The sequence below is a fragment of the Citrobacter sp. Cb080 genome, assembly GCF_030334745.1.
Classification (GTDB): Bacteria; Pseudomonadota; Gammaproteobacteria; order Enterobacterales; family Enterobacteriaceae; genus Citrobacter; species Citrobacter braakii.
In genome coordinates, this window is sequence record NZ_JAOWDG010000021.1 from 62,682 (window position 1) to 85,453 (window position 22,772).

23 protein-coding genes are annotated in these 22,772 nt (G+C 54.3%); 14 read left to right on the forward strand and 9 right to left on the reverse strand.

Annotated elements, in window-relative coordinates:
- Positions 1–224 precede the first annotated feature (224 nt).
- Positions 225–1,373 (forward strand): 3-phenylpropionate MFS transporter, encoded by a 1,149-nt coding sequence (locus OGV38_RS00535; RefSeq protein ID WP_286472833.1) that lies wholly within the window; start codon positions 225–227, stop codon positions 1,371–1,373.
- On the opposite strand, the gene csiE is transcribed toward OGV38_RS00535, so the two are convergent.
- The 7 genes from csiE to OGV38_RS00570 all read right to left on the reverse strand — a co-directional run bounded on the left by csiE (position 1,368) and on the right by OGV38_RS00570 (position 9,677).
- Entirely contained in the window at positions 1,368–2,645 is a 1,278-nt protein-coding gene (csiE, locus tag OGV38_RS00540) for a stationary phase inducible protein CsiE (protein WP_286472835.1), read from the reverse strand. The genes OGV38_RS00535 and csiE overlap by 6 nt on opposite strands.
- Positions 2,646–2,893: 248 nt before the next feature.
- Positions 2,894–3,493, reverse strand: a complete 600-nt coding sequence (locus OGV38_RS00545; protein WP_286472837.1) for a KpsF/GutQ family sugar-phosphate isomerase — start codon at positions 3,491–3,493, stop codon at positions 2,894–2,896.
- Positions 3,490–5,127 carry an FGGY-family carbohydrate kinase gene (locus OGV38_RS00550; protein WP_003847100.1) on the reverse strand — a complete coding sequence of 546 codons (1,638 nt, stop codon included), beginning with the start codon at positions 5,125–5,127 and terminating at the stop codon, positions 3,490–3,492. Before OGV38_RS00550 ends, OGV38_RS00545 begins: the two co-directional genes overlap by 4 nt.
- 17 nt (positions 5,128–5,144) lie before the next feature.
- Positions 5,145–6,098, reverse strand: a complete 954-nt coding sequence (locus OGV38_RS00555) for an ABC transporter permease (protein WP_003037658.1) — start codon at positions 6,096–6,098, stop codon at positions 5,145–5,147.
- 1 nt (position 6,099) lies between these two features.
- A complete protein-coding gene (locus OGV38_RS00560) occupies positions 6,100–7,089 on the reverse strand; it encodes an ABC transporter permease (protein WP_008785467.1) in 990 nt (329 codons plus the stop codon).
- A complete protein-coding gene (locus tag OGV38_RS00565; RefSeq protein ID WP_016154014.1) occupies positions 7,082–8,590 on the reverse strand; it encodes a sugar ABC transporter ATP-binding protein in 1,509 nt (502 codons plus the stop codon). Before OGV38_RS00565 ends, OGV38_RS00560 begins: the two co-directional genes overlap by 8 nt.
- Positions 8,591–8,693: 103 nt before the next feature.
- Complete coding sequence (locus OGV38_RS00570) at positions 8,694–9,677, reverse strand: autoinducer 2 ABC transporter substrate-binding protein (RefSeq protein WP_003037665.1); 984 nt, start codon at positions 9,675–9,677, stop codon at positions 8,694–8,696.
- 421 nt (positions 9,678–10,098) lie between these two features.
- On the opposite strand from OGV38_RS00570, the gene OGV38_RS00575 reads away from it, so the two are divergent.
- Positions 10,099–10,737, forward strand: coding sequence for a DUF1007 family protein (locus tag OGV38_RS00575; protein ID WP_016157142.1), 639 nt, complete (start codon positions 10,099–10,101; stop codon positions 10,735–10,737).
- Entirely contained in the window at positions 10,728–11,708 is a 981-nt protein-coding gene (locus OGV38_RS00580; protein ID WP_016157141.1) for a nickel/cobalt transporter, read from the forward strand. Before OGV38_RS00575 ends, OGV38_RS00580 begins: the two co-directional genes overlap by 10 nt.
- Positions 11,709–11,792: 84 nt before the next feature.
- On the opposite strand, the gene suhB is transcribed toward OGV38_RS00580, so the two are convergent.
- Complete coding sequence (gene suhB / locus OGV38_RS00585; protein WP_016157140.1) at positions 11,793–12,596, reverse strand: inositol-1-monophosphatase; 804 nt, start codon at positions 12,594–12,596, stop codon at positions 11,793–11,795.
- Between the two features lie 118 nt (positions 12,597–12,714).
- Here suhB and trmJ point away from each other — a divergent pair, with 118 nt between their 5' ends.
- From trmJ to sseB, 11 genes are all read left to right on the forward strand, one after another.
- Complete coding sequence (gene trmJ, locus OGV38_RS00590) at positions 12,715–13,446, forward strand: tRNA (cytosine(32)/uridine(32)-2'-O)-methyltransferase TrmJ (RefSeq protein ID WP_016157139.1); 732 nt, start codon at positions 12,715–12,717, stop codon at positions 13,444–13,446.
- Between the two features lie 217 nt (positions 13,447–13,663).
- Positions 13,664–14,155 carry a Fe-S cluster assembly transcriptional regulator IscR gene (gene iscR / locus OGV38_RS00595; protein ID WP_005120405.1) on the forward strand — a complete coding sequence of 164 codons (492 nt, stop codon included), beginning with the start codon at positions 13,664–13,666 and terminating at the stop codon, positions 14,153–14,155.
- A 167-nt stretch (positions 14,156–14,322) separates the two neighbouring features.
- Positions 14,323–15,537, forward strand: coding sequence for a cysteine desulfurase (gene iscS, locus OGV38_RS00600; protein WP_016154009.1), 1,215 nt, complete (start codon positions 14,323–14,325; stop codon positions 15,535–15,537).
- Between the two features lie 26 nt (positions 15,538–15,563).
- Complete coding sequence (gene iscU / locus OGV38_RS00605) at positions 15,564–15,950, forward strand: Fe-S cluster assembly scaffold IscU (protein ID WP_002913991.1); 387 nt, start codon at positions 15,564–15,566, stop codon at positions 15,948–15,950.
- 20 nt (positions 15,951–15,970) lie between these two features.
- Entirely contained in the window at positions 15,971–16,294 is a 324-nt protein-coding gene (iscA, locus tag OGV38_RS00610) for an iron-sulfur cluster assembly protein IscA (protein WP_003835203.1), read from the forward strand.
- 108 nt (positions 16,295–16,402) lie between these two features.
- Complete coding sequence (hscB, locus tag OGV38_RS00615; protein ID WP_016154008.1) at positions 16,403–16,918, forward strand: co-chaperone HscB; 516 nt, start codon at positions 16,403–16,405, stop codon at positions 16,916–16,918.
- Between the two features lie 15 nt (positions 16,919–16,933).
- Positions 16,934–18,784 carry a Fe-S protein assembly chaperone HscA gene (gene hscA / locus OGV38_RS00620; RefSeq protein WP_019077384.1) on the forward strand — a complete coding sequence of 617 codons (1,851 nt, stop codon included), beginning with the start codon at positions 16,934–16,936 and terminating at the stop codon, positions 18,782–18,784.
- Between the two features lies 1 nt (position 18,785).
- On the forward strand, positions 18,786–19,121 hold the full coding sequence (fdx, locus tag OGV38_RS00625) for an ISC system 2Fe-2S type ferredoxin (RefSeq protein ID WP_003037690.1): 336 nt from the start codon (positions 18,786–18,788) through the stop codon (positions 19,119–19,121).
- Positions 19,122–19,132: 11 nt separating this feature from the next.
- Entirely contained in the window at positions 19,133–19,333 is a 201-nt protein-coding gene (gene iscX / locus OGV38_RS00630; RefSeq protein WP_003037694.1) for a Fe-S cluster assembly protein IscX, read from the forward strand.
- Positions 19,334–19,393: 60 nt separating this feature from the next.
- Positions 19,394–20,677, forward strand: coding sequence for an aminopeptidase PepB (pepB, locus tag OGV38_RS00635; protein WP_016157137.1), 1,284 nt, complete (start codon positions 19,394–19,396; stop codon positions 20,675–20,677).
- 70 nt (positions 20,678–20,747) lie between these two features.
- A complete protein-coding gene (gene sseB, locus OGV38_RS00640) occupies positions 20,748–21,524 on the forward strand; it encodes an enhanced serine sensitivity protein SseB (RefSeq protein WP_269517397.1) in 777 nt (258 codons plus the stop codon).
- A 222-nt stretch (positions 21,525–21,746) separates the two neighbouring features.
- On the opposite strand, the gene sseA is transcribed toward sseB, so the two are convergent.
- Positions 21,747–22,598 (reverse strand): 3-mercaptopyruvate sulfurtransferase, encoded by an 852-nt coding sequence (sseA, locus tag OGV38_RS00645; protein WP_047416431.1) that lies wholly within the window; start codon positions 22,596–22,598, stop codon positions 21,747–21,749.
- Between the last annotated feature and the right edge of the window lie 174 nt (positions 22,599–22,772).

The window sequence follows — 22,772 nt, forward strand, 5'->3', positions numbered from 1 at the left end:
GCGTGTTTTTTAGCTAAATATTTTCCTTTCTTGCATTCCTGTTTACTCATCCCATCACATCTTCTGCTGTAAAATTGTACAGGTGTAAATGATTGTGGATTCGGATAGCCAACAGTGTTGGTTAAAAGTGATGTTTGTCACAATTATCTGGTAAATGTGAACAGTAGTACTCTTCAGAATGCGGCTTGTGTCATTAGACTAGGGCTTCTAAAACGGGAGGACCCATGGCTTTGCATTCCACGCGCTGGCTGGCGCTCGGTTATTTCACCTACTTCTTTAGCTACGGTATTTTTCTGCCTTTCTGGAGCGTCTGGCTCGAAGGGCTGGGGCTGACGCCGGAAACCATCGGTTTACTGCTGGGCGCGGGGCTGATTGCACGTTTTCTCGGCAGTTTGCTGATTGCGCCGCGCGTAAGCGATCCCTCTCGTCTGATCTCCGCTTTACGTATTCTGGCCCTGTTGACGCTGGTGTTTGCGCTGGCCTTCTGGGCAGGCACCAACGTGGCGTGGCTGATGGTGGTGATGGTCGGCTTTAACCTGTTTTTATCGCCGCTGGTGCCGTTGACCGACGCGCTGGCCAACACCTGGCAAAAACAGATAACCATGGACTACGGTCGGGTAAGACTGTGGGGATCCGTTGCCTTTGTGATTGGCTCCGCGCTGACCGGCAAGCTGGTGACCCTGTTTGACTATCGGGTGATCCTGGTCCTGCTGTCGCTTGGCGTTGCGTCGATGCTATTGGGGATGATGATCCGCCCGAGCGTGCAGCCGGCGGGGGAAAACCGTCAGCAGGAGAGCGCGGGATGGCCCGCCTGGCGTGCGTTGATAACCCAAAGCTGGCGTTTTCTGGCCTGTGTGAGTTTGTTGCAAGGTGCGCATGCCGCTTATTACGGTTTCAGCGCCATCTACTGGCAGTCTGCTGGATATTCCGCTTCGGCGGTGGGCTATTTATGGTCATTAGGCGTGGTGGCGGAAGTGATTATTTTCGCGCTCAGTCACAAGCTGTTCCGCCGCTTTAGCGCGCGCGATTTGCTGCTGCTTTCCGCCGTTTGCGGCGTGGCACGTTGGGGGTTGATGGGCTGGAGCACTGAGCTACCGTGGCTGATTGTGGTGCAAATCCTCCATTGCGGAACCTTTACCGTCTGCCACCTGGCGGCAATGCGCTATATCGCGACGCGCCAGGGCAGCGAAGTGATACGTTTGCAAGCGGTGTATTCTGCGGTGGCGATGGGCGGCAGCATCGCCATCATGACCGTATTCGCTGGCTACCTGTACCAGAATCTGGGCAACGGCGTATTCTGGGTGATGGCGCTGGTGGCGCTACCGGCAATCTTTCTGCGCCCAAAGGTGGTGGCACAGCCTGCAACGTTATGATTCGAGGATTTTGCGGATCTGCTGCTGCTGGTGCGGCGTAAGTGCCAGATCCGCATGAATCAACGGCGGAGAAAACAGCGGCAGCGGCGTGGTATACGGCGTAATAATCAGCGTGACTCCGCGCGGCGCACCCTGTTTTTGAAAGTCCTGCATCGGCATATGTTTTACGTTGAGCGGCAGCAGCGTCAGTTCGCGCAGCTGTTGCTCAATATGCGCTTCAAGTTGTTCATTGTTGCCGGTCAGCAGGATAATCTGCTTCTCGTGCAAATCCTTCTCCTGCATCAGCCAGGCACCGAAAATAACGGCGACCAGCCCGATCTCTTCTTCTGAAAACTGCACATCGTACTCCGCTTCGAAGCCATGTATCGCCTCGCGGGTAGTACGAACCAGACGGGGATAAAGTCGGCTGAACTCCTCCGGCAGCGTGTTATCTATGCCAATGGCAAACACGCTGCGGTTAAGCGCCTGGGCAAGGTGAATATACAGCTGATCGTTCAGTCCTTGCTCATCGCTGAAGCGTACATTGCCATACTCGCGAAAACGCAGCACCAGCCGTGCAATAGCAAGACGCAGGCGACGATCCTGCTGGTGGTTATCGCGCACAGGGTCGGGGATACGGAGCATTGAGAACAGCAACGCCATAAACAGCGATTCGCCCGGCGGCGCACTCTGCATGACGTGGCGCTGCCAGTGGCGGCCAATTTCCTCAGCGAGCGGATACTCTGCGCAGGATTGCGCCCAGCGTTGCTGGAGCGGATTAAATTCCGGGGTGACTCCCGCGTGATGCTGTAGCAGACAATACTGTAAATACAGGCGCAGGAACTGGATGTCACGGTACTCAAACGGCTTCTGCAAGCGCCGGGAGCACAGATTAATGAGCGCATGCAGATTGGTGTCGTCATACAGCGTACGCGCGATACCTTGTTGTTTCAGCGCCATTTTTAATGCGGGTGTGAAATGCTGGGCGATAAAAGTCGGGCAGATCCGCAGACCGCGGCGCAGCCACTGTAACAGACACAGGCGCTGATTTAGCGGGGTCCCTTCGATCGTATAGCCGCCATTCAGCGCGGTGGTAATCGCGAGTCGGTGATAGCGCTGGATTTCGAGTCCTGCGCCAATAATATCTTCCTCAACAGTGGCATCATCAACGCCATTGAGGCTACTGAAGGTTTGAGCTGTAGCGATTTGCCCTGGCAGGAAAAGCGTCAGCAGCACCTGGCAACGGCGCTGGGGAGCGGAAAGTACAGATGGTGGAGCAAGCGTTGACATCATCTGTAGGATCTCCCGTAAGTATGTTTGATAAGAATAGCTAAAGTTTGCTCATAGATTTGGAGAATGGAATGCTTTCCACCAGGAATGCTGGAGAGCGTCACAGAATTTTTAACGTGCGGAACAGATAGCAGGAGTGGAACGCAGCGCGTTAACTGGCTTTTTCACTGTTTTATCTTCTATTGAGACATAAAAAAAACCCGCCTGAGGGTGACGGGTTGAGAAGACGAGTGGAAATGCGCGGTCTGGTGTTACTGCTCGCGGCTCAGCGTTAATCCCACATCACCGCCAGGATGTACAGACAATAGCGTCTCTTTTGAGTAACCGCTTTCGCTCATCAGACAGGCGCAGGCGGCGTCAAAGATAGCCAGGACCAGTAAAATTGAGGTGGTGGCCAACATGTTCAACGGGTCGGCCTCACGCTGGACGCCGGTGGAAATCACCAGCCTCGACGCTTTAGCAATGGCTGAGTCGGCGTTTTCAGTCACGCTCAGGATGGGCACATTTCTCGCAGCCAGTCCGGGCAGCAGTCGGGTGAGTTCATCCGAATTTCCCCCGCGTGATAGCATAATGACCAGGTCGTCGGCGCGTAAAAAACCGAGATCGCCATGCGCCGCATCCGTCGCGTTGAGGTAAATCGCCGGACGTTCCACGCAGGCGAGCATGTGCGCGACTTTACGCGCCGCAATACCGGATGTACCGACGCCAGTGACGACGATTTTCCCCTGGCAACCGCGCAGCTCCGCCATTAGCGGCTGCCAGACCGGTTCAGTCAGATGCTGTCCCAGACCTGCGAGGGCATCGCTATAGAGCTGAAATACGCCGGTGGCCTGAGACCAGGAGTCACTCATGCGTCCTCCTGCATCAGTTGGCGGTATTTCATATGATCCTGATACATCTCGTGGAATACCCGATATTTGCGATCGTAGTACTGCTTAATGCGATTGGTCTGCGGGGTGACCGTTTTACCAATCCGGCTCATTGCCGACATCGCTTCCGGGAACGTGTCGAACACGCCTGCAGCGATAGTCCCCATCATGGCGCCGCCCAGCAGCATGGCTTCGCTCTCTTCAGGCAGCAGCATGGCGCAACCGGTGGCGTTGGCATGCTCCTGAACGAAGATCGGGTTTTTCGTCCCGCCGCCGCTGGCCATAATCGTATCGATGGTGTAGCCGCTTTGGTTCATCGTTTCAATGATATGGCGCGTTCCCAGCGCAATGGCCTGGATGGTTGCGAGGTACTGGAGCGCCATATCTTCCGGCGTGCGGGACAGCTTCAGTCCGGTGATTGCTCCCGTGAGCGTGGGGTTAGCGCGCGGCGAGCGGTTGCCGTGGAAATAGGGCAGGATGTGCATGTCTCGGGTCAAAAAGGCGATATCTTCCGGCTCACCAGCCATTTTACGCAGCAGCGCATTCAGCACTTCATAAATGGTTTGCCCCTGAGACTTAGCCTGCGTCAGCAGGGTTTCGTAACACGGATGCGACTGAATAACGTGGTCGATTAACGCCCCGGTTGCTGACTGCCCGCCTTCATTGAGCCAGTATTCCGGCAGTACGGCTGAGTAGTAAGGACCCCAGACGCCGCCGATAAAACGCGGCTCTTTGGAAATCGCCATGTGTCCGGTGGAGGTGCCACCAATTAGCGCGACACGACGGTCAAAATCCGCCACCTCGCCGGAAACTCCGCTTGCGCCGAGCGTTCCGAGCGTGCCGGCGTGGGCATCGATTATCGAGACGCTGACCGCGGTCCCGGGAATCAATCCCATTTCGCTGGCGGCGCGCGCGGACAGCCCGTGACCGAGCGGTTCGCCCATGGTTTTCACGTAGCGACCAATTTTGGCAGCATCATGTTCCAGCAGGTCTTCCAGCCCAATCTGGCGGAAGTAGCTGGCATCCCATTTGTCTTCATGGCCCATATAGGTCCATTTACACACTGTCGAACACAATGATCGTGTGTCATCGCCAGTTGCGCGCCAGGTCAGGAAATCGGGCAGATCAAAGTAGTAACCCGCATTGGCCCAGGTATTGGGCATATGCTGCTTCAGCCACAGCAGCTTGGGCGTTTGCATTTCCGGGGAGATAATGCCGCCAACGTAGTCCAGCACCCGATGATGCAGGGCGTTAATGCGTTCAGCCTGGGTAATGGCGCGGTGATCCATCCACACAATGATGTTCTGTTCGCTGCGCCCGGACGGGCTGATGGTCAGCGGTTTACCTTCTTTATCCAGCACCACCAGTGAGCAGGTAGCGTCAAAGCCCAGACCTTTCACCTGGATTGGGTTGATATCCGACTGGTTAATCGCATCGCGAACCGCGTTACACACCGCCTGCCAGATGTTATCGGAAGACTGCTCAACAAAATCGGCCTGCGGGCGGTAAATCTCGATAGCCCGACTGGCCTGGCCGACCATTCTGCCGTTGAGATCAAACACGCCGGCACGGGCGCTTCCGGTTCCGACATCCACACCAATAAAGTAACTTGCCATAATTTTTTCTCCTGAAATCAGGCTTTACGATTCTGTAATGCGATAAAGAGGATCAGCACCGCGCCCCACAGGGCCATCGTCAGATAGCTGCTGACCCCCAGCAAGTTAAGGCCGCTTTCCAGCATTTGCAGCACAATCAGCGCCAGTACCAGGCCGATAATGCGCCCGAAACCGCCATCCGGGTTGATGCCGCCGAGGACGGAGGCAAGGATGGTGACCAGCAGGTAGGACTCACCGTATCCGGCTTTTGCCGAGTTGAATTTCGCCATCATCAGAATGGCGGCGACCCAGCCGAGCAGGGCAGAAATCACGTACACGGAAATTTGTACCCGGACGGTATTTACGCCGCTGTAGCGGGTAGCCTGTTCATTGGAACCAACGAGATACAGACTGCGCCCAAGCGTGGTGTGCTCCAGCAGTACCCACAGCAGGATTGCCACCAGGAAAAAGAGCAGCAGCGCTACCGGAATACCGGCAATCGTGGCGTTACCAAGATATTGAATGGCGGTCGGGAAACCGGAAATCACTGTCCCATTGGAAAGCAGAATATTCAGCCCGGAGATAAGCGTCATCGTGCCGAGCGTGGCGAGAATCGGCGAAACCCCGACCCAGGCAATCAGCGCGCCGTTGAGCGTACCGATTGCGACCGCCACGGCAGCGCCTGCCAGCAGCGCCAGCACCAGAAACAGCGGGTTATCCGGATGGGTGACGATAATCGCCGCCATTACCAGCGAGCAGGCATTCGCTCCTGCAATTATCGACAGGTTTATGCCGCCGGTCAGCATGGTCATGCCCATCCCGAGGGCCAGCATGCCAAGGATCGGCAGCTGCGAGCCAATCGACTGGAAGTTAGCGACGCTGAAAAAACGGCTGCCGAGCAGGGCCGAGAAGACCAGGGCGACGACCACAATAATGACGCATTGCAGACGAATGATGGCATCACCGGGTAAAAATCTGGCGATTGTTTTCATCTCAAAGCTCCCTTGCCAGTTTGCGTTTTTCGTTCCAGGCCGTGGCGCTAATGCTGACCAGGATAATGGCGCCGCTGAACACGGTGTGCCAGTAAGAGGAGACGCTGAGCAGCGTCAGGCCATTTTGTAAGAAGGCCAGCAGAACCACGCCGAGCAGAGTTCCGGTTAATGTTCCGCGTCCGCCGCTCATGCTGGTTCCGCCGAGCACGACCGCCGCCAGTACCGTCAACTCAAAGCCGAGCAGCGAATTGGGCGCAACTGACTGGGTGATTTGCGCCTGAACCACGGCGGCAACGCCTGCCAGAATGCCCATGTAGCCATACACGTAGAAATGCAGCTTCAGCAGATTCAGCCCCAGGCGCGAGGCCGCATCACGATTACCGCCCATGGCGTAAACCTGACGGCCAAGACGGGTATAGTTCATCAGCACGGCGGTAAAGATGATCACAGCCGCCAGGCACAGCAGAGGCAGTGTCAAGCCGTAGTCGTAGCCATCCGCCGCGGTGAACGAGAACCAATTGATGCCGTTCATAAACCAGTCCGGAAAGCCGTACAGCCAGGTGCCTTTGGTGGCGTACACCAGCAGACCGTAGTAAACGTTCAACGTGGCGATGGTAATGATGATGGCCGGAACGCGCAGCCAGTAGACCAGGAAGCCATTAATAAGTCCAAGCAACAGGCCCACCGCAATCGCGATGATTAACGCCAGCGCGAAGTTGCCGCCGTGGCCAATAACCCAACTGGCCATCGCATACTGGGCTATCGCGGTCATCGCCGGAAATGAGATGTCGATCCCGCCGGAAATCAGTACCACAAACAGCCCGCAGGCAAGGATGCCGAGAATCGCATAGCTGGTAGCCACATCCGTCAGGTTCCCCAAAGACAAGAACTCATCGGTGCTGATGCTCAGCCCAACGGCAAGGGCCACAACCAGCAGGCCCAGCCAAAATTCATGTTGCCCGATTAAACGGGAGAGATGCATCTTATTCATTGATTACCTCGACCACTTCAGCAATCTCCTCTTCACGGCACTGATGAGGATTAAATTCCGCCACCAGCCTGCCGCGACGCATCACCAGCACGCGGTGGCTGTTGTAATACGCTTCCGGGATTTCATCGCAAATCATCAGCACCGCCATACCCTGTTCCGCCAGATCGCGGGCTATCTGGTAAATACCCTCTTTGTTGGCGATATCTACGCCTACGGTAGGGGAGTCGAGGATCAGGATGCGGGGATTAGTCGCCACCCATTTGGCAATGGCGATACGCTGGGCATTACCGCCGGAAAGGGTTTTAACCGGCAGGTGTGGATCGGACACTTTGATATTCAGCTCGCGGATCAAGTCGGCGACCAGTTTTTGCGCTTTACGGTGATCGAGCAGGCCGCTGCCAGTATGCAGTTGATCAAACACCGTGACGATGGTGTTGTCGTAGATCGACTGCTCCATGATCAGCCCCTGCGTCAGGCGATCTTCTGAGACGTAGCCGATCCCATGTTTGATGGCATCATGGTTATTGCGAAGAGTGACCGGCTGGCCGTTAATGCGAATCTCACCGCTTTCTGGGTGCGTCATGCCAAACAGGCTCAGACAAAGTTCGGTGCGTCCGGCGCCCAGCAGGCCCACAATGGAGACAATCTCGCCGCCGTGCAGCGACAGATTAATGTTTTGGTATTTGCCTCTGCGGCTGAGGTTGCGCAGCTCCAGCAGGGGCTCTTGCTCAATAGCGGGTCTTTCCGGCAGCGGGCTATAGTGGAAGCGTTGTCCGGTCATCAGGAAAGCCAGCTCGTGGCTGTCGAGTTCGCTGGCAGGATAAGTGCCCACCAGTTTGCCGTCGCGCATCACGCTGATGCGGTCAGCCACTTCCATCACTTCATCCAGACGGTGGCTGACAAACACTACACAAATTCCGGCAGCTTTTAGTTCGTTAACGACCCGTAGCAGGCCATTAACCTCCTGACGGGTTAGTGAGGCGGTAGGCTCGTCCATAATCACCAGACGCGCGTCGGCGGCAATCGCCCGGCAAATGGCGACCAGTTGTCGGTCGGCAATCGAGAGTTTTTCAACCTTTTTATCGGGATCGATGTTCACACCGATGCGCTTCATGGCTGCCAGCGCCTGCTGCTTCATGGCGCCACGACGTACCCAGATATCGCCACCGGGCAGATAGCGGTTAACCGCGATATTCTCCGCGACGCTAAAGTTAGGGAATAACGACAGGTCCTGGTAAATAACCTGAATGCCATAATGGGAAGAGAGCTGCGGCGTCAGGTGATGGAACAATTTGCCATCGAGTAAAATCTGCGCGCCTTTTTCCGGATGATAAACTCCGGAGATCACTTTAATAATGGTACTTTTACCACAGCCGTTTTGACCCGCCAGACAGTGAACTTCGCCTTTTCTCAGCGTCAGATTCACGTTATCCAGCGCCAGCACGCCCGGGAATTGTTTGCTGATATTCTCAAGAGTGATAAATGCGGTGGTGTCTGCCATGGACAATACCCCTGCGAGCGCCCGGATGGACGCTGAGTGTTAGTTTGGTTGATAGCGCCGGCCAGACGGCCGGCGTTAAGGTTCCCTGGTGTTGGCTAAAGCCTTAGAAACCAAGTGATTGTGCGTTGTCTTTGGTGACTTCGAGGATCTTGTTAAAGCGGATCACTTTCTTCTCCGTGTCGATATCGGCTTTCCCTAAACCATCGATACTCAGGTCGGCGTTAACTTCTTTGCCCTGCAACAGCTGATCGGCAACCGTTACCAGCGCGTAGCCCGCGTCTTTTGGATCCCACAGCAGCGCTTTTTTGATATCACCGCGCATCAGGTAAGGTGCAGCCTGTGCTGGCATTGCAATCCCGACAACGGCGATTTTATCTTTGGCGCGTTTTTTCTGCACAGCCTGACCCGCCCCGATTGGACCCAGCGAGCCGAAACCGATAATGCCTTTCATCTGCGGATAAGTTTTCATGAGGTCCAGCGTTGTGGCGTAGGATTTATCGATGCTTTCCGCAACCGGCAGACGTGAAGTGACCTCAAACATTTCCGGATATTTTTCTTTCTGGTACTTAATTGCATAATCCGCCCACGCGTTATGCAGCGGCACCGTCAGTGAACCGACATAGATGGCGTAACCCCCTTTGCCGCCCATGTTTTTTGCTAACTCATCGACGTTGGCCTGTGCGTATTTTTCACTATCGATGGTTTCGATATCCCATTGGCCAATTTGCTCATCCGGGGATTCGTGCGTCAGAACGACAATGCCTTTATCGCGCGCTTTTTTCAGTACTGGCTCAAGGACCTTGGCATCATTCGGTACCACGATGATGGCGTTGACGTTTTTGGCGATCAGATCCTCAATCACTTTGACCTGCTGTGCCGGATCCGGCGTGGAAGGCCCGGTCTGGTAAGCATTCACATCCAGTTTTTTTGCTGCTTCATTAACACCGGTTTCCATCCGGTTAAACCACGGAATCCCGGTGACTTTGGCAACCACAGCAATTTCATATTTTTCCGCCGCAAAGGATGTGCCGGACAACATGCATGCAGAAACCAGGGTTGCACTGAGTAATGCGAGTTTGAATTTCATAGTTGTACCTTTCGTAGGGGGGCAGGACATGTCACGGCGTGAAGTTAACAACGAATGGAAGAGGGAATGAATTACAAGTTTGGTGAATGTGATCTATGCCCATTATTGTAATTTTATGGAAAATAAATGGTTAAATATTGGTTAAATTTGAACGGAAATACACTCAGGAATTTAAATTCAGTGTTAACAAAACATTAAAATGAAACCATAAATTAACAAATTGTTATCATTTTACTTAAGTTGTGGCGACGAAAAGGTATTTGGGAGGATGTTGCTGAAGAAGAAATTGTTGAAATTGAGAACTGAATCGATACCGGAAAAGGAGGCTCAACATTTTTTCGTTCAATGGTATCCTCAGCACACTTTCGCCAAACACAGCATCATTATTTGTGGCGGTGTAGATTTTTCTCGTGGAGAACTCATGCAAGGCGTTAAACGTATCATTATGACGTTGTTTCTCGCGATCCTGTCCTTTGGCGCAGGTGCGCATCCCCACAGCTTTATCCATTTGAAAACCGAGATAGTGAGCGAGAATGACCAGTTCGTCGCGCTAAAAATGCGCTGGACGATGGATGAAATCACCTCGGCAGATCTGCTTTACGATGCGGGAAATGCCAAACCTGGTGATGAGATCTGGAAAAAACTGGCGGCAGAAGTGATGGCCAACGTCCTCGGGCAGCACTATTTCACCGAAGTGTGGCACGACGGGAAAAAGGTAAAGTTTAAAAACAGGCCGACGGAATATGGCATGGAGCGTGAAGAACATCAGGCAGTGCTGACGTTCGTGTTGCCGCTGGCGGAAGCTCAGCCGCTGAGCGGTCAAAAATATACCATTTCAACCTTCGACCCCACCTACTACGTTGATATGAGCTATGACAAAGACAGCGATGCCAGGCTGGCGCAGGCCATAAGTCAGCAATGCCGTATTTCAGTACATACGCCGACGCCGAATGAACAAATGCTGAGCTTTGCGCAGTCGCTGGATAAAGAAGACGCACCGCCGGAGGATATGGAATTGGGTAAACAGTTTGCACAGACGGTGACGCTGCAATGTCCGTAGTTTATCAACAACGCGCCGCCAGACGCCGCTGGCTCACGCTATGGCCGCTGGCGGTGTTTTTACTGCTGGCTGCAGTCGGCATACTGTGGCTATGGCAGGCCTGGCCGCAGGTGATGATGAAAAGTGTCGTCTGGCAGCGCGACGTTAACCAGCAGATGAGCGGTTTGCTGAAAGCCGTTGCCGCCAATCCGGCCCAGGCCGGGGGATCGCTGCTGCTGTTTAGTTTTCTTTATGGTGTGCTGCATGCGTTGGGACCAGGACATGGAAAAGTCGTCATTACCACCTGGCTGGCAACGCATCCCTCGAAGCTGAGGTCGAGTATTGGCCTGACGCTGGCCTCATCTTTATTACAGGGACTGGTCGCCATTGGGCTGGTGGTTGTGGTGCTCACCATTTTGCAGTTGCCTGCACGACAGCTACATATGAGTAGTTTCTGGCTGGAGAAAGGGAGTTATGCGCTGGTTGGCGTGTTGGGCGTTTTATTGTGCGTCCGTGCACTGAAGAAATTGCGCCAGTTGCTGCGTCGCCCGAAATTTACCGCCTTCACGCCGCACCATGTGCATCACGAGGGCTGTGGCTGTGGGCATCAGCATTTGCCTGATCCTGAACAGCTGCAAAGCGGTGATGACTGGCGCGCCCGGCTGATGATCGTTTTGTCTATGGGAATGCGGCCATGCTCCGGGGCAATTATGGTTTTACTGTTTAGCAAAGTGGTTGGCGTTTTTAGCTGGGGCATGGCGTCGGCGCTGGCGATGGCGGCCGGAACCTCTTTGACCATTACGTCACTGGCTTTGCTGGTACACAGTTTCCGCTCGCTGGCGGTGAGACTTAGCGGACATAAAGCGCCGGTGCTGTGGCGACAGATTGGCTGGACGACGCTGGCATTAGCCGGTGGTGCGGTGCTGATTGCTGCTGCGGTAGTGATGTGGGTGAGCGCGGTGCCGGTGGGGCGAGGGATTAGACCGTTTTAATCAAAGCCGGATGGCGGCTACGCCTTATCCGGCCTGTATCAACACGTAGGCCCGGTAAGCAGGACACCACCGGGCTGTACTGAATTAACGCTTCAGCGCGTCGCTCAGTTCGTCACGCATGTTAGCCAGCATGGCTTTCACTACGCGCGGATTACCTGCAACGATGTTGCCAGTCGCCATGTAGTTATGACCGCCGGTGAAGTCGCAAACCAGTGCGCCTGCTTCACGAGCAATCAGCTCACCTGCGGCGAAATCCCATGGTTTCAGACCGATTTCGAAGTAACCGTCAACGCGTGCAGCGGCAACGTAAGCCAGATCCAGCGCAGCAGAACCTGTGCGGCGGAAGTCAGCGCACTCGGTAAACATCTTGCCAAGAATTTTCATGTAAGACGTGGCGTGCTGTTTCGCTTTGAACGGGAAACCGGTGGCGATGATGGTGCCGTCCAGATCGCGTGCGGTGCTGCCACGCAGACGGTAGCCGTTCAGCTGTGCGCCCTGGCCGCGGGTTGCGGTGAACAGTTCGTTACGCATTGGATCGTAAACAACGGCGACTTCAGTACGGCCTTTAATGCGTACTGCGATGGAAACCGCGAAGTGCGGCAGACGTTTTACGAAGTTGGTGGTGCCATCCAGTGGATCGATAACCCATTGAACATCCTGATCTTCACCAACATGCTCACCGCTTTCTTCGGTGATGATGGTGTGCTGTGGGTAAGATTTGCGAATTGTTTCGATAATAATCGCTTCGGCGGCTTTATCGACGTTAGTCACGAAATCATTGCTGCCTTTCTGGCTGGTTTCTACAGAGTCTGGCGTTTCGTAGTGTTTGGCAATTACATTACCCGCCTTGCGCGCTGCGCGCACGGCGATGGTCAGCATCGGATGCATCGGTCTCTCTCACTGGATGTTAAAGAACGGGAAAACGGCGCAGAGTATAGCAGCGAGTTCGGAATATGTCTTCGTTTTATGATAATATGCCCGAATAATCTTTAGCCGAAGAAATACAATGCTGCAAAATATTCGAATCGTGCTGGTGGAAACCTCTCACACTGGCAACATGGGCTCTGTGGCCCGCGCAATGAAAACCATGGGTTTAACTAATCTGTGGCTGGTAAATCCACTGGTTAAACCGGACTCCCAGGCCATCGCCCTGGCGGCTGGTGCCAGCGATGTGATCGGCAGCGCGCAGATCGTCGATACTCTCGATGAAGCGCTGGCGGGTTGCAGCCTGGTGGTAGGTACCAGTGCGCGCTCCCGTACGCTGCCGTGGCCGATGCTGGATCCGCGTGAATGCGGTTTAAAAAGCGTCTCTGAAGCAACGAACTCGCCGGTGGCGCTGGTGTTTGGACGTGAACGCGTTGGCCTGACCAACGAAGAGCTGCAGAAGTGCCATTATCACGTCGCCATTGCCGCGAACCCGGAATACAGCTCGCTCAACCTGGCGATGGCGGTGCAGGTCATCTCTTATGAAGTTCGCATGGCCTGGCTGGCAACGCAGGAAAGCGACAAGACCGCAGAATACGAAGAAGCTGAGTATCCGCTGGTCGATGATTTAGAGCGTTTTTACGGTCATCTGGAACAAACGCTGCTGTCGACCGGGTTTATCCGCGAAGGACATCCGGGGCAGGTGATGAACAAGCTGCGCCGTCTGTTCACTCGTGCGCGTCCTGAGAGCCAGGAGCTGAACATTTTGCGCGGAATTTTAGCTTCTATAGAGCAGCAGAATAAAGGCAAGTAAGCGTCTTGATGCCGGATGGCTGCACGATTTCCAGGCCGGATTAGCGAAGCGCCATCCAGTAAGTGAAAATGGCACTGAAGGTTAAATACCTGACTAAATTAGTCAAGTAAATAGTTGACTGATTTAGTCGGGAATGTCAGACTTGCCCCTGCTATGCAATACCCCCATTTTACAATAAAAAACCCCGGGCAGGGGCGAGTTTGAGGCTAAGTAAGACATGAGACTGACATCAAAAGGGCGTTATGCCGTGACCGCAATGTTGGACGTTGCGCTCAACTCCGAAACGGGCCCGGTACCGTTGGCTGATATTTCTGAACGTCAGGGAATTTCCCTGTCATATCTGGAGCAGCTGTTTTCCCGTTTGCGTAAAAACGGTCTGGTTTCCAGCGTACGTGGACCAGGCGGCGGGTATCTGCTGGGTAAAGATGCCGGCAGCATCGCAGTAGGTGAAGTGATTAGCGCTGTTGACGAGTCTGTAGACGCGACCCGTTGCCAGGGCAAAGGCGGTTGTCAGGGCGGCGATAAATGCCTGACTCACGCGCTGTGGCGCGATCTGAGCGATCGTCTGACCGGTTTCCTCAACAACATTACGTTGGGCGAACTGGTGAATAATCAGGAAGTCCTGGATGTGTCTGGTCGCCAGCACACACATGACGCTCCACGCAGCACTCGCACGCAAGACGCTATCGACGTCAAACTGCGTGCCTAATAAAAATTACGCAATATCTTCTGGTTGCATCAAGGCAGCCAGAAAGATGAAGCGTAAAAAGTATTTCAGAATCAGGCCGGGGTGCCAGACGCCCCGTTAACTCGGTCGTACATCCAGCCGGTTGCCTGGTTCCTTGCATTGAAGCGATGTACGGAGTTTATAGAGCAATGAAATTACCGATCTATCTCGACTACTCCGCAACCACGCCGGTGGACCCGCGTGTTGCCGAGAAAATGATGCAGTGTCTGACCCTGGACGGAAACTTTGGTAACCCAGCTTCCCGTTCACACCGTTTCGGCTGGCAAGCTGAAGAGGCGGTAGATATCGCCCGCAATCAGATCGCTGATCTGGTCGGTGCCGATCCGCGTGAAATCGTCTTTACTTCCGGTGCGACGGAATCCGATAACCTGGCGATTAAAGGTGCAGCCAACTTTTACCAGAAAAAAGGCAAGCACATCATCACCAGCAAAACCGAACACAAAGCCGTGCTGGACACCTGCCGTCAGCTGGAGCGCGAAGGGTTTGAAGTGACCTACCTCGCCCCGCAGCGTAATGGCATTATCGACCTGAAAGAACTTGAAGCGGCAATGCGTGACGACACCATTCTGGTCTCCATCATGCACGTTAACAACGAAATCGGCGTGGTACAGGATATCGCAACCATCGGCGAAATGTGCCGTGCCCGCGGTATCATCTATCACGTTGATGCGACTCAGAGCGTGGGCAAACTGCCTATCGATCTGAGCCAACTGAAAGTTGACCTGATGTCCTTCTCCGGCCACAAAATTTATGGCCCGAAAGGTATCGGCGCGCTGTACGTTCGTCGTAAACCGCGTATTCGTATTGAAGCGCAGATGCACGGCGGCGGTCACGAGCGTGGTATGCGTTCCGGTACGCTGCCTGTGCACCAAATCGTTGGGATGGGTGAAGCTTACCGTATCGCCAAAGAAGAGATGGAAACCGAGATGGCGCGCCTGCGCACTCTGCGTAACCGTCTGTGGAACGGCGTGAAAGATATGGAAGAGGTGTACCTCAATGGTGACCTCGAGCAGGGCGCGCCGAACATTCTCAACGTTAGCTTCAACTTTGTTGAAGGCGAGTCGCTGATTATGGCGCTGAAAGACCTGGCTGTATCCTCCGGTTCTGCATGTACCTCTGCAAGCCTGGAGCCATCCTACGTGCTGCGCGCGCTGGGGATGACCGACGAGCTGGCACATAGCTCAATTCGTTTCTCTTTAGGTCGTTTCACTACCGAAGAAGAGATTGACTACGCCATCAATCTGGTTCGCAACTCCATTGGCCGCCTGCGCGACCTTTCCCCGCTGTGGGAAATGTTCAAACAGGGCGTGGATTTGAACAGTATTGAATGGTCTCATCACTAATTCGGCGCACATAAGGAGAATTCAACATGGCTTACAGCGAAAAAGTAATCGATCATTACGAGAATCCACGTAACGTGGGCTCTTTTGACAACAGCGACGAGAACGTGGGCAGCGGCATGGTGGGTGCACCGGCCTGTGGCGACGTGATGAAGTTGCAGATCAAAGTCAACAATGAGGGTATCATTGAAGACGCGCGTTTCAAGACTTACGGCTGCGGTTCCGCTATTGCCTCCAGCTCTCTGGTTACCGAATGGGTAAAAGGGAAATCTCTGGACGAAGCACAGGCGATCAAAAATACCGATATCGCCGACGAGCTTGAACTGCCACCGGTGAAAATTCACTGCTCTATTCTGGCTGAAGACGCGATTAAAGCCGCGATTGCGGATTACAAAAGCAAACGTGAAGCAAAATAATTAAGAGTTGAGGTTTTATTATGTCGATTACCTTAAGCGACAGTGCAGCAGCGCGTGTAAATACCTTCCTGGCAAACCGCGGTAAAGGGTTTGGTCTGCGTCTGGGCGTGAGAACCTCCGGCTGCTCAGGTATGGCTTATGTACTGGAATTTGTTGACGAGCCGGCGGCTGAAGATACCGTGTTTGAAGACAAAGGCGTAAAAGTCGTGATCGACGGTAAGAGCCTGCAATTCCTCGACGGTACGCAGTTAGACTTCGTCAAAGAAGGTCTGAACGAAGGGTTTAAGTTCACTAACCCGAACGTGAAAGACGAATGTGGATGCGGCGAAAGCTTCCACGTGTAACGCGCTTACTGATAACCCCACCGTGGTCGCCTGCGCGTGGGGTTTGTTTTACCTGACTCTCTGGTTTTGCCTCATCGAACAACAGAGAATCGATGCCCTGAGAATGTTATGGACTACTTCACCCTCTTTGGCTTACCGGCCCGTTATCAGCTCGATACTCAGGCGCTGAGCCTACGTTTTCAGGATCTGCAACGTCAGTATCATCCTGATAAATTCGCCAGCGGTTCTCAGGCGGAACAACTTGCTGCGGTTTCGCAGTCCGCCACTATCAACCAGGCCTGGCAAACGCTGCGTCATCCTTTGATGCGCGCCGAATACTTGTTGTCTTTACACGGCTTTGATATCCGCAGCGAGCAGCACACGGTGCGCGATACCGCGTTTCTGATGGAACAGCTGGAGCTGCGCGAAGAGCTGGACGAGATTGAACAGGCAAAAGACAATCAACGGCTGGATGCGTTTATGCAACGCGTCAGCGAAATGTACAACGTTCGCCATCAACTGATGGTGGAACAGCTGGATAGCGAGACGTGGGACGCAGCGGCAGATACCGTGCGTAAGCTGCGTTTTCTCGATAAACTGCGAAGCAGTGCAGAACAACTCGAAGAAAAACTGCTCGATTTTTAATTTCCGGAAGCGAAAATGGCCTTATTACAAATTAGTGAGCCTGGTCTGAGCGCCGCGCCGCACCAGCGTCGTCTGGCGGTCGGTATCGATTTAGGCACCACCAACTCCCTGGTTGCGACCGTACGCAGCGGCCAGGCCGAAACGCTGGCAGATCATGAAGGTCGCCACCTGTTGCCGTCAGTGGTTCACTATCAGCAGCAGGGCTACTCGGTCGGTTACGATGCCCGCGCCAATGCTGCGCTGGATACGGCAAACACCGTCAGCTCGGTAAAACGCATGATGGGCCGCTCTCTGGCGGATATCCAGGCGCGTTACCCGCATCTGCCTTATTCATTCCAGGCGAGCGAAAACGGCCTGCCGATGATTGAAACCGCTGCCGGTTTGCTTAATCCGGTGCGCGTATCCGCTGACATTCTGAAAGCGCTGGCCGCGCGGGCAACCGAATCGTTGTCCGGCGAACTGGATGGCGTAGTGATCACCGTTCCGGCTTACTTTGACGATGCACAGCGTCAGGGGACGAAAGACGCCGCGCGTCTGGCGGGCCTGCACGTATTGCGTCTGCTGAACGAACCGACCGCTGCGGCGATCGCTTATGGCCTGGATTCCGGTCAGGAAGGCGTGATCGCGGTCTATGACCTTGGCGGCGGTACTTTTGATATTTCTATTCTGCGCCTGAGTCGCGGCGTGTTCGAAGTGCTGGCGACCGGTGGTGATTCCGCGCTCGGCGGCGACGATTTTGACCATCTGCTGGCCGATTACATTCGCGAGCAGGCGGGCGTTGCCGATCGCAGCGATAACCGCGTACAGCGCGAACTGCTGGATGCCGCGATTGCAGCGAAAATCGCACTCAGCGACGCCGATTCTGTGACGGTTAACGTGGCGGGATGGCAGGGTGAAATCAACCGTGAAACCTTTAATGAACTCATTTCCGCACTGGTTAAACGTACGCTGCTGGCCTGCCGCCGTGCGCTGAAAGATGCGGGCGTTGAGCCGCAGGATGTGCTGGAAGTGGTAATGGTCGGTGGTTCAACGCGCGTGCCGCTGGTACGTGAACGCGTCGGTGAATTCTTTGGCCGTACGCCGCTGACCTCTATCGACCCGGACAAAGTGGTCGCTATCGGTGCGGCAATCCAGGCGGATATTCTGGTCGGGAATAAACCGGACAGCGAAATGCTGCTGCTGGACGTTATCCCGCTGTCTCTGGGACTGGAAACCATGGGCGGTCTGGTGGAGAAAGTGATCCCGCGTAACACCACTATCCCGGTGGCGCGCGCGCAGGACTTCACCACGTTTAAAGATGGCCAAACCGCGATGTCCATTCACGTGATGCAAGGCGAGCGTGAGCTGGTGCAGGACTGTCGTTCACTGGCGCGTTTTGCGCTGCGCGGTATCCCGGCGTTGCCGGCAGGCGGCGCGCATATCCGCGTGACCTTCCAGGTCGATGCTGATGGGCTACTGAGCGTCACCGCTATGGAGAAATCCACCGGCGTTGAGTCCTCGATTCAGGTCAAACCGTCCTACGGTCTGACCGACAGTGAAATCGCCTCCATGATTCAGGATTCGATGAGTTTTGCCGAGCAGGACGTTAAAGCTCGTATGCTGGCAGAACAGAAAGTCGAAGCGGCACGCGTACTGGAGAGTTTATCCGGTGCGCTGAACGCTGATGCCGCGCTGTTAAGCGCCGCAGAACGTCAGGCTATCGACACCGCTGCTGCGCACTTGAGCGAGGTAGCACAGGGTGACGATGTTGACGCGATAGAACAAGCCATTAAAAACGTAGACAAACAAACCCAGGAATTCGCCGCTCGCCGTATGGACAAATCCGTCCGTAGCGCGCTGAAAGGCCATTCCGTGGACGAGGTTTAATATGCCAAAGATTGTTATTTTGCCTCATCAGGATCTCTGTCCCGATGGCGCAGTTCTGGAAGCTGAGACCGGCGAAACCATTCTCGACGTTGCCCTGCGTAACGGTATCGAGATTGAACACGCCTGTGAAAAATCCTGTGCCTGCACGACCTGCCACTGCATCGTACGTGAAGGTTTTGATTCTTTGCCGGAAAGCACAGAAGAAGAAGACGACATGCTGGATAAAGCCTGGGGACTGGAGCCGGAGAGCCGTTTAAGCTGTCAGGCACGGGTAACCGAGGACGATTTAGTGGTCGAAATCCCACGTTACACAATCAATCATGCACGTGAGCATTAACAGAGGGTAGTATGGGACTGAAGTGGACCGATAGCCGCGAAATCGGCGAGGCGCTGTACGACGCGTTCCCCGATCTCGATCCCAAGACCGTTCGTTTCACCGATCTGCACCAATGGATCTGTGACCTGGAAGAGTTCGATGATGATCCACAGGCATCGAACGAAAAAATCCTTGAGGCCATTTTACTGGTCTGGCTGGACGAAGCCGAATAAGTCAACGGGCTGCCCACGGGTGGCCCGTTTTCCTGTATGCGCGAAATAAGGATAAATAAAATGACAGAAGCCATGAAAATTACGCTTTCCACGCAACCCGCTGATGCTCGCTGGGGTGAAAAGGCGACATACAGCATTAATAATGACGGTATTACCCTGCACCTGAACGGAAAAGATGATCTCAGCCTTATCCAGCGCGCCGCGCGTAAAATTGACGGCCTGGGTATTAAACATGTCCAACTGGATGGTGAAGGCTGGGATACCGAACGTAGCTGGGCGTTCTGGCAGGGTTACAAAGGACCAAAAGGCACCCGCAAAGTTGAGTGGGCCGCTCTGGACGAGGCGCAGCGCAAAGAGCTGGATAACCGTCTGAAGATTATTGACTGGGTGCGCGATACCATTAACGCACCTGCAGAAGAGCTGGGCCCGGAACAGCTGGCGCAACGCGCGGTAGACCTGCTGTGCGGCGTGGCCTGCGACAACGTCTCGTACCGTATCACCAAAGGTGAAGATCTGCGCGAGCAGAACTACATGGGGCTGCATACCGTAGGTCGAGGCTCTGAACGCCCGCCGGTGCTGCTGGCGCTCGATTACAACCCGACTGGCGACAAAGAAGCTCCAGTTTATGCCTGCCTGGTTGGCAAGGGAATTACCTTTGACTCCGGCGGATACAGCATCAAGCAAAGCGCATTTATGGACTCAATGAAGTCCGATATGGGCGGTGCGGCAACGGTCACCGGCGCGCTGGCGTTTGCCATCACCCGTGGCCTGAACAAGCGTGTAAAGCTGTATCTGTGCTGCGCGGATAACCTGATCAGCGGCAACGCCTTTAAGCTTGGCGATATCATTCACTATCGCAACGGTAAAAAAGTTGAAGTGATGAATACCGATGCTGAAGGGCGTCTGGTACTGGCCGATGGCCTGATCGATGCCAGCGCGCAAAAACCTGAATTGATCATTGATGCTGCCACGCTGACCGGCGCGGCGAAAACCGCACTGGGCAACGATTACCACGCGCTGTTTAGCTTTGATGACCAACTGGCCGCGCGTTTGTTGGCAAGTGCGGCGCAAGAAAACGAGCCGTTCTGGCGTTTGCCGTTGGCAGAGTTCCACCGTAGCCAACTGCCGTCAAATTTTGCCGAGCTGAACAATACCGGCAGTGCGGCCTACCCAGCGGGTGCAAGCACCGCGGCGGGCTTCCTGTCCCATTTCGTGGAAAATTACCAGCAAGGCTGGCTGCACATCGATTGCTCTGCAACCTATCGCAAAGCGCCGGTTGAGCAGTGGTCTGCGGGCGCAACTGGTCTGGGTGTGCGCACCATCGCGAATCTGCTGACCGCATAATTCACGACTGTATTGCCGGATAGCGCTAAGCTTATCCGGCTTACATGTATTCATCCAATTTGTGATACTTATGTCCGAAACAAAAAATGAATTAGAAACGTTGCTGGAGCAAGCAGCGACAGAGCCTGCGCATCGTCCGGCATTTTTCCGTACATTACTGGAATCCACCGTCTGGGTGCCGGGTACTGCCGCAGAAGGCGAGGCGGTAGTAGAAGACAGCGCCCTCGACCTTCAACACTGGGAAAAAGAAGACGGCACTACCGTGATCCCGTTCTTCACCTCCCTGGATGCCCTGCAACAGGCGGTTGAAGATGAGCAAGCATTTGTCGTTATGTCGGTGCGTACGCTATTTGAAATGACGCTTGGCGAAACGCTCTTTCTCAACGCTAAACTGCCGACCGGCAAAGAGTTTATGCCGCGTGAAATCAGCCTGCTGATGGGGGAAGAGGGTAATCCGCTAAGCACCCAGGAAGTACTGGAAGGTGGTGAATCGCTGCTCCTTTCTGAAGTCGCTGAACCTCCGGCGCAGATGATTGACTCACTGACCACGCTGTTTAAAACCATTAAGCCGGTAAAACGCGCATTTCTCTGCTCAATCAAAGAAAGTGCGGAAGCCCAGCCGAATCTGCTGATTGGTATTGAAGCTGAAGGTGATATTGAAGAGATCATCCATGCTGCGGGTAGCGTCGCGACCGATACGTTGCCGGGTGATGAACCCATTGATATCTGCCAGGTGAAGAAAGGTGAGAAGGGCGTGAGTCACTTTATCACTGAGCACATCGCACCGTTCTACGAACGCCGCTGGGGCGGTTTCCTGCGCGATTTCAAACAGAACCGGATTATCTGAGTGAAGGAAAGCCGCCACGAAGGATAATACCTTGCGCACTGAATAATTTTGCCGCTAACTCAGTTGGCTTTTTCTCCCTCAAAAGGGAGTATTAGTGCGCTACGATGAGCCTGCGTTGCTAAAGCAGCACAGCCTGCTGGAAAGGCCGCGAACCGGACTGGCACAAAAAAACCGCTCATTGAGCGGTTTTTTTGTGGGTGAAAAAGATGAGTAAATCAGATTTTATAGAGTCTCAGCCGGTTCTACCGGTAAATCGTTACGCGCGCCCCATTCGCTCCATGCGCCGTCATACAATGCGACGTTAGAAACGCCCAGCGTGGCAAGCGCCAGCACAACCACCGCCGCCGTGACGCCTGAGCCGCAGCTGGCGATAATGGGGCGGTCAAAGCTTACGCCGTGGCTGAAGAAAATAGCATCCAGTTCGTCGGTAGTTTTCAGTTCACCGTCACGAACCAGCTCTGTCCACGGTACGTTAAGCGCACCAGGCACATGGCCACGCTTGAGGCCCGGACGCGGCTCGTCAACTTCGGCATTAAAACGTGCAGCCGGTCGGGCATCGACGATCTGCACCGTTTTTTCATGACTGGCCAGCAGTACGTCGGTAACGCGCACAACCGCTTCAGGTGTAAATGCCACGTTAAATTCACCTTCCGGTAAATCCTCATTTCCTTCTTTGAGCATTAGCTCATCGCGCTGCCAGCCAGCCAGACCGCCCGCCAGAATGGAGACATTCTCGACACCAAATGTCCGCAGCATCCACCATGCGCGTGGCGCGGAAAACAGGTTGCCATCATCGTAGACAACCAGGTGTTTATCCTGATGAACGCCCAATTCGCGCATCGCTACGGCAAAGGCTTCCGGTCGCGGCATCATATGCGGTAGCGGTGACGTATGGTCGGAAAGCGCTTCAATATCAAAAAAGACTGCGCCAGGAATATGGCCTGCACGATACTCCTCGCCAACATCGCGATCTTCCTGTCCTGGAGGTGCCATCCGGGCATCAAGAATTTGTATTTCCGGGTCGTCAATGTGTTCGGCAAGCCAGTCGGCAGCGACAAAAAAGGCGGTGGTCATAGGCATCTCCATTTTTACCAGGTTTTGGCAAATTGTCGGATGTTTAGTGCAATGCGACAAGTAAAAGAGGCTGATTTGTCAGGCGAATCCACATTAATCACGAAAAAATAGGACAACGTAGAACAGTTACTGGCTTTCACAGCCGAAAATCTGACGCATAATAGTTGTTCTACG

What these genes read in the sequence shown, in the direction of transcription:
- trmJ (WP_016157139.1), top strand. Translation starts at nt 12,715, where the DNA reads ATGCTGCAAAATATTCGAATCGTGCTGGTGGAAACCTCTCACACTGGC.
- iscR (WP_005120405.1), top strand. Translation starts at nt 13,664, where the DNA reads ATGAGACTGACATCAAAAGGGCGTTATGCCGTGACCGCAATGTTGGAC.
- iscX (WP_003037694.1), top strand. Translation starts at nt 19,133, where the DNA reads ATGGGACTGAAGTGGACCGATAGCCGCGAAATCGGCGAGGCGCTGTAC.
- sseA (WP_047416431.1), bottom strand. Translation starts at nt 22,598, where the DNA reads ATGACCACCGCCTTTTTTGTCGCTGCCGACTGGCTTGCCGAACACATT.
- OGV38_RS00560 (WP_008785467.1), bottom strand. Translation starts at nt 7,089, where the DNA reads ATGAATAAGATGCATCTCTCCCGTTTAATCGGGCAACATGAATTTTGG.
- fdx (WP_003037690.1), top strand. Translation starts at nt 18,786, where the DNA reads ATGCCAAAGATTGTTATTTTGCCTCATCAGGATCTCTGTCCCGATGGC.
- suhB (WP_016157140.1), bottom strand. Translation starts at nt 12,596, where the DNA reads ATGCATCCGATGCTGACCATCGCCGTGCGCGCAGCGCGCAAGGCGGGT.
- iscU (WP_002913991.1), top strand. Translation starts at nt 15,564, where the DNA reads ATGGCTTACAGCGAAAAAGTAATCGATCATTACGAGAATCCACGTAAC.
- OGV38_RS00580 (WP_016157141.1), top strand. Translation starts at nt 10,728, where the DNA reads ATGTCCGTAGTTTATCAACAACGCGCCGCCAGACGCCGCTGGCTCACG.
- OGV38_RS00535 (WP_286472833.1), top strand. Translation starts at nt 225, where the DNA reads ATGGCTTTGCATTCCACGCGCTGGCTGGCGCTCGGTTATTTCACCTAC.
- sseB (WP_269517397.1), top strand. Translation starts at nt 20,748, where the DNA reads ATGTCCGAAACAAAAAATGAATTAGAAACGTTGCTGGAGCAAGCAGCG.
- OGV38_RS00550 (WP_003847100.1), bottom strand. Translation starts at nt 5,127, where the DNA reads ATGGCAAGTTACTTTATTGGTGTGGATGTCGGAACCGGAAGCGCCCGT.
- OGV38_RS00545 (WP_286472837.1), bottom strand. Translation starts at nt 3,493, where the DNA reads ATGAGTGACTCCTGGTCTCAGGCCACCGGCGTATTTCAGCTCTATAGC.
- csiE (WP_286472835.1), bottom strand. Translation starts at nt 2,645, where the DNA reads ATGATGTCAACGCTTGCTCCACCATCTGTACTTTCCGCTCCCCAGCGC.
- OGV38_RS00565 (WP_016154014.1), bottom strand. Translation starts at nt 8,590, where the DNA reads ATGGCAGACACCACCGCATTTATCACTCTTGAGAATATCAGCAAACAA.
- iscA (WP_003835203.1), top strand. Translation starts at nt 15,971, where the DNA reads ATGTCGATTACCTTAAGCGACAGTGCAGCAGCGCGTGTAAATACCTTC.
- hscB (WP_016154008.1), top strand. Translation starts at nt 16,403, where the DNA reads ATGGACTACTTCACCCTCTTTGGCTTACCGGCCCGTTATCAGCTCGAT.
- iscS (WP_016154009.1), top strand. Translation starts at nt 14,323, where the DNA reads ATGAAATTACCGATCTATCTCGACTACTCCGCAACCACGCCGGTGGAC.
- OGV38_RS00555 (WP_003037658.1), bottom strand. Translation starts at nt 6,098, where the DNA reads ATGAAAACAATCGCCAGATTTTTACCCGGTGATGCCATCATTCGTCTG.
- pepB (WP_016157137.1), top strand. Translation starts at nt 19,394, where the DNA reads ATGACAGAAGCCATGAAAATTACGCTTTCCACGCAACCCGCTGATGCT.
- OGV38_RS00575 (WP_016157142.1), top strand. Translation starts at nt 10,099, where the DNA reads ATGCAAGGCGTTAAACGTATCATTATGACGTTGTTTCTCGCGATCCTG.
- OGV38_RS00570 (WP_003037665.1), bottom strand. Translation starts at nt 9,677, where the DNA reads ATGAAATTCAAACTCGCATTACTCAGTGCAACCCTGGTTTCTGCATGC.
- hscA (WP_019077384.1), top strand. Translation starts at nt 16,934, where the DNA reads ATGGCCTTATTACAAATTAGTGAGCCTGGTCTGAGCGCCGCGCCGCAC.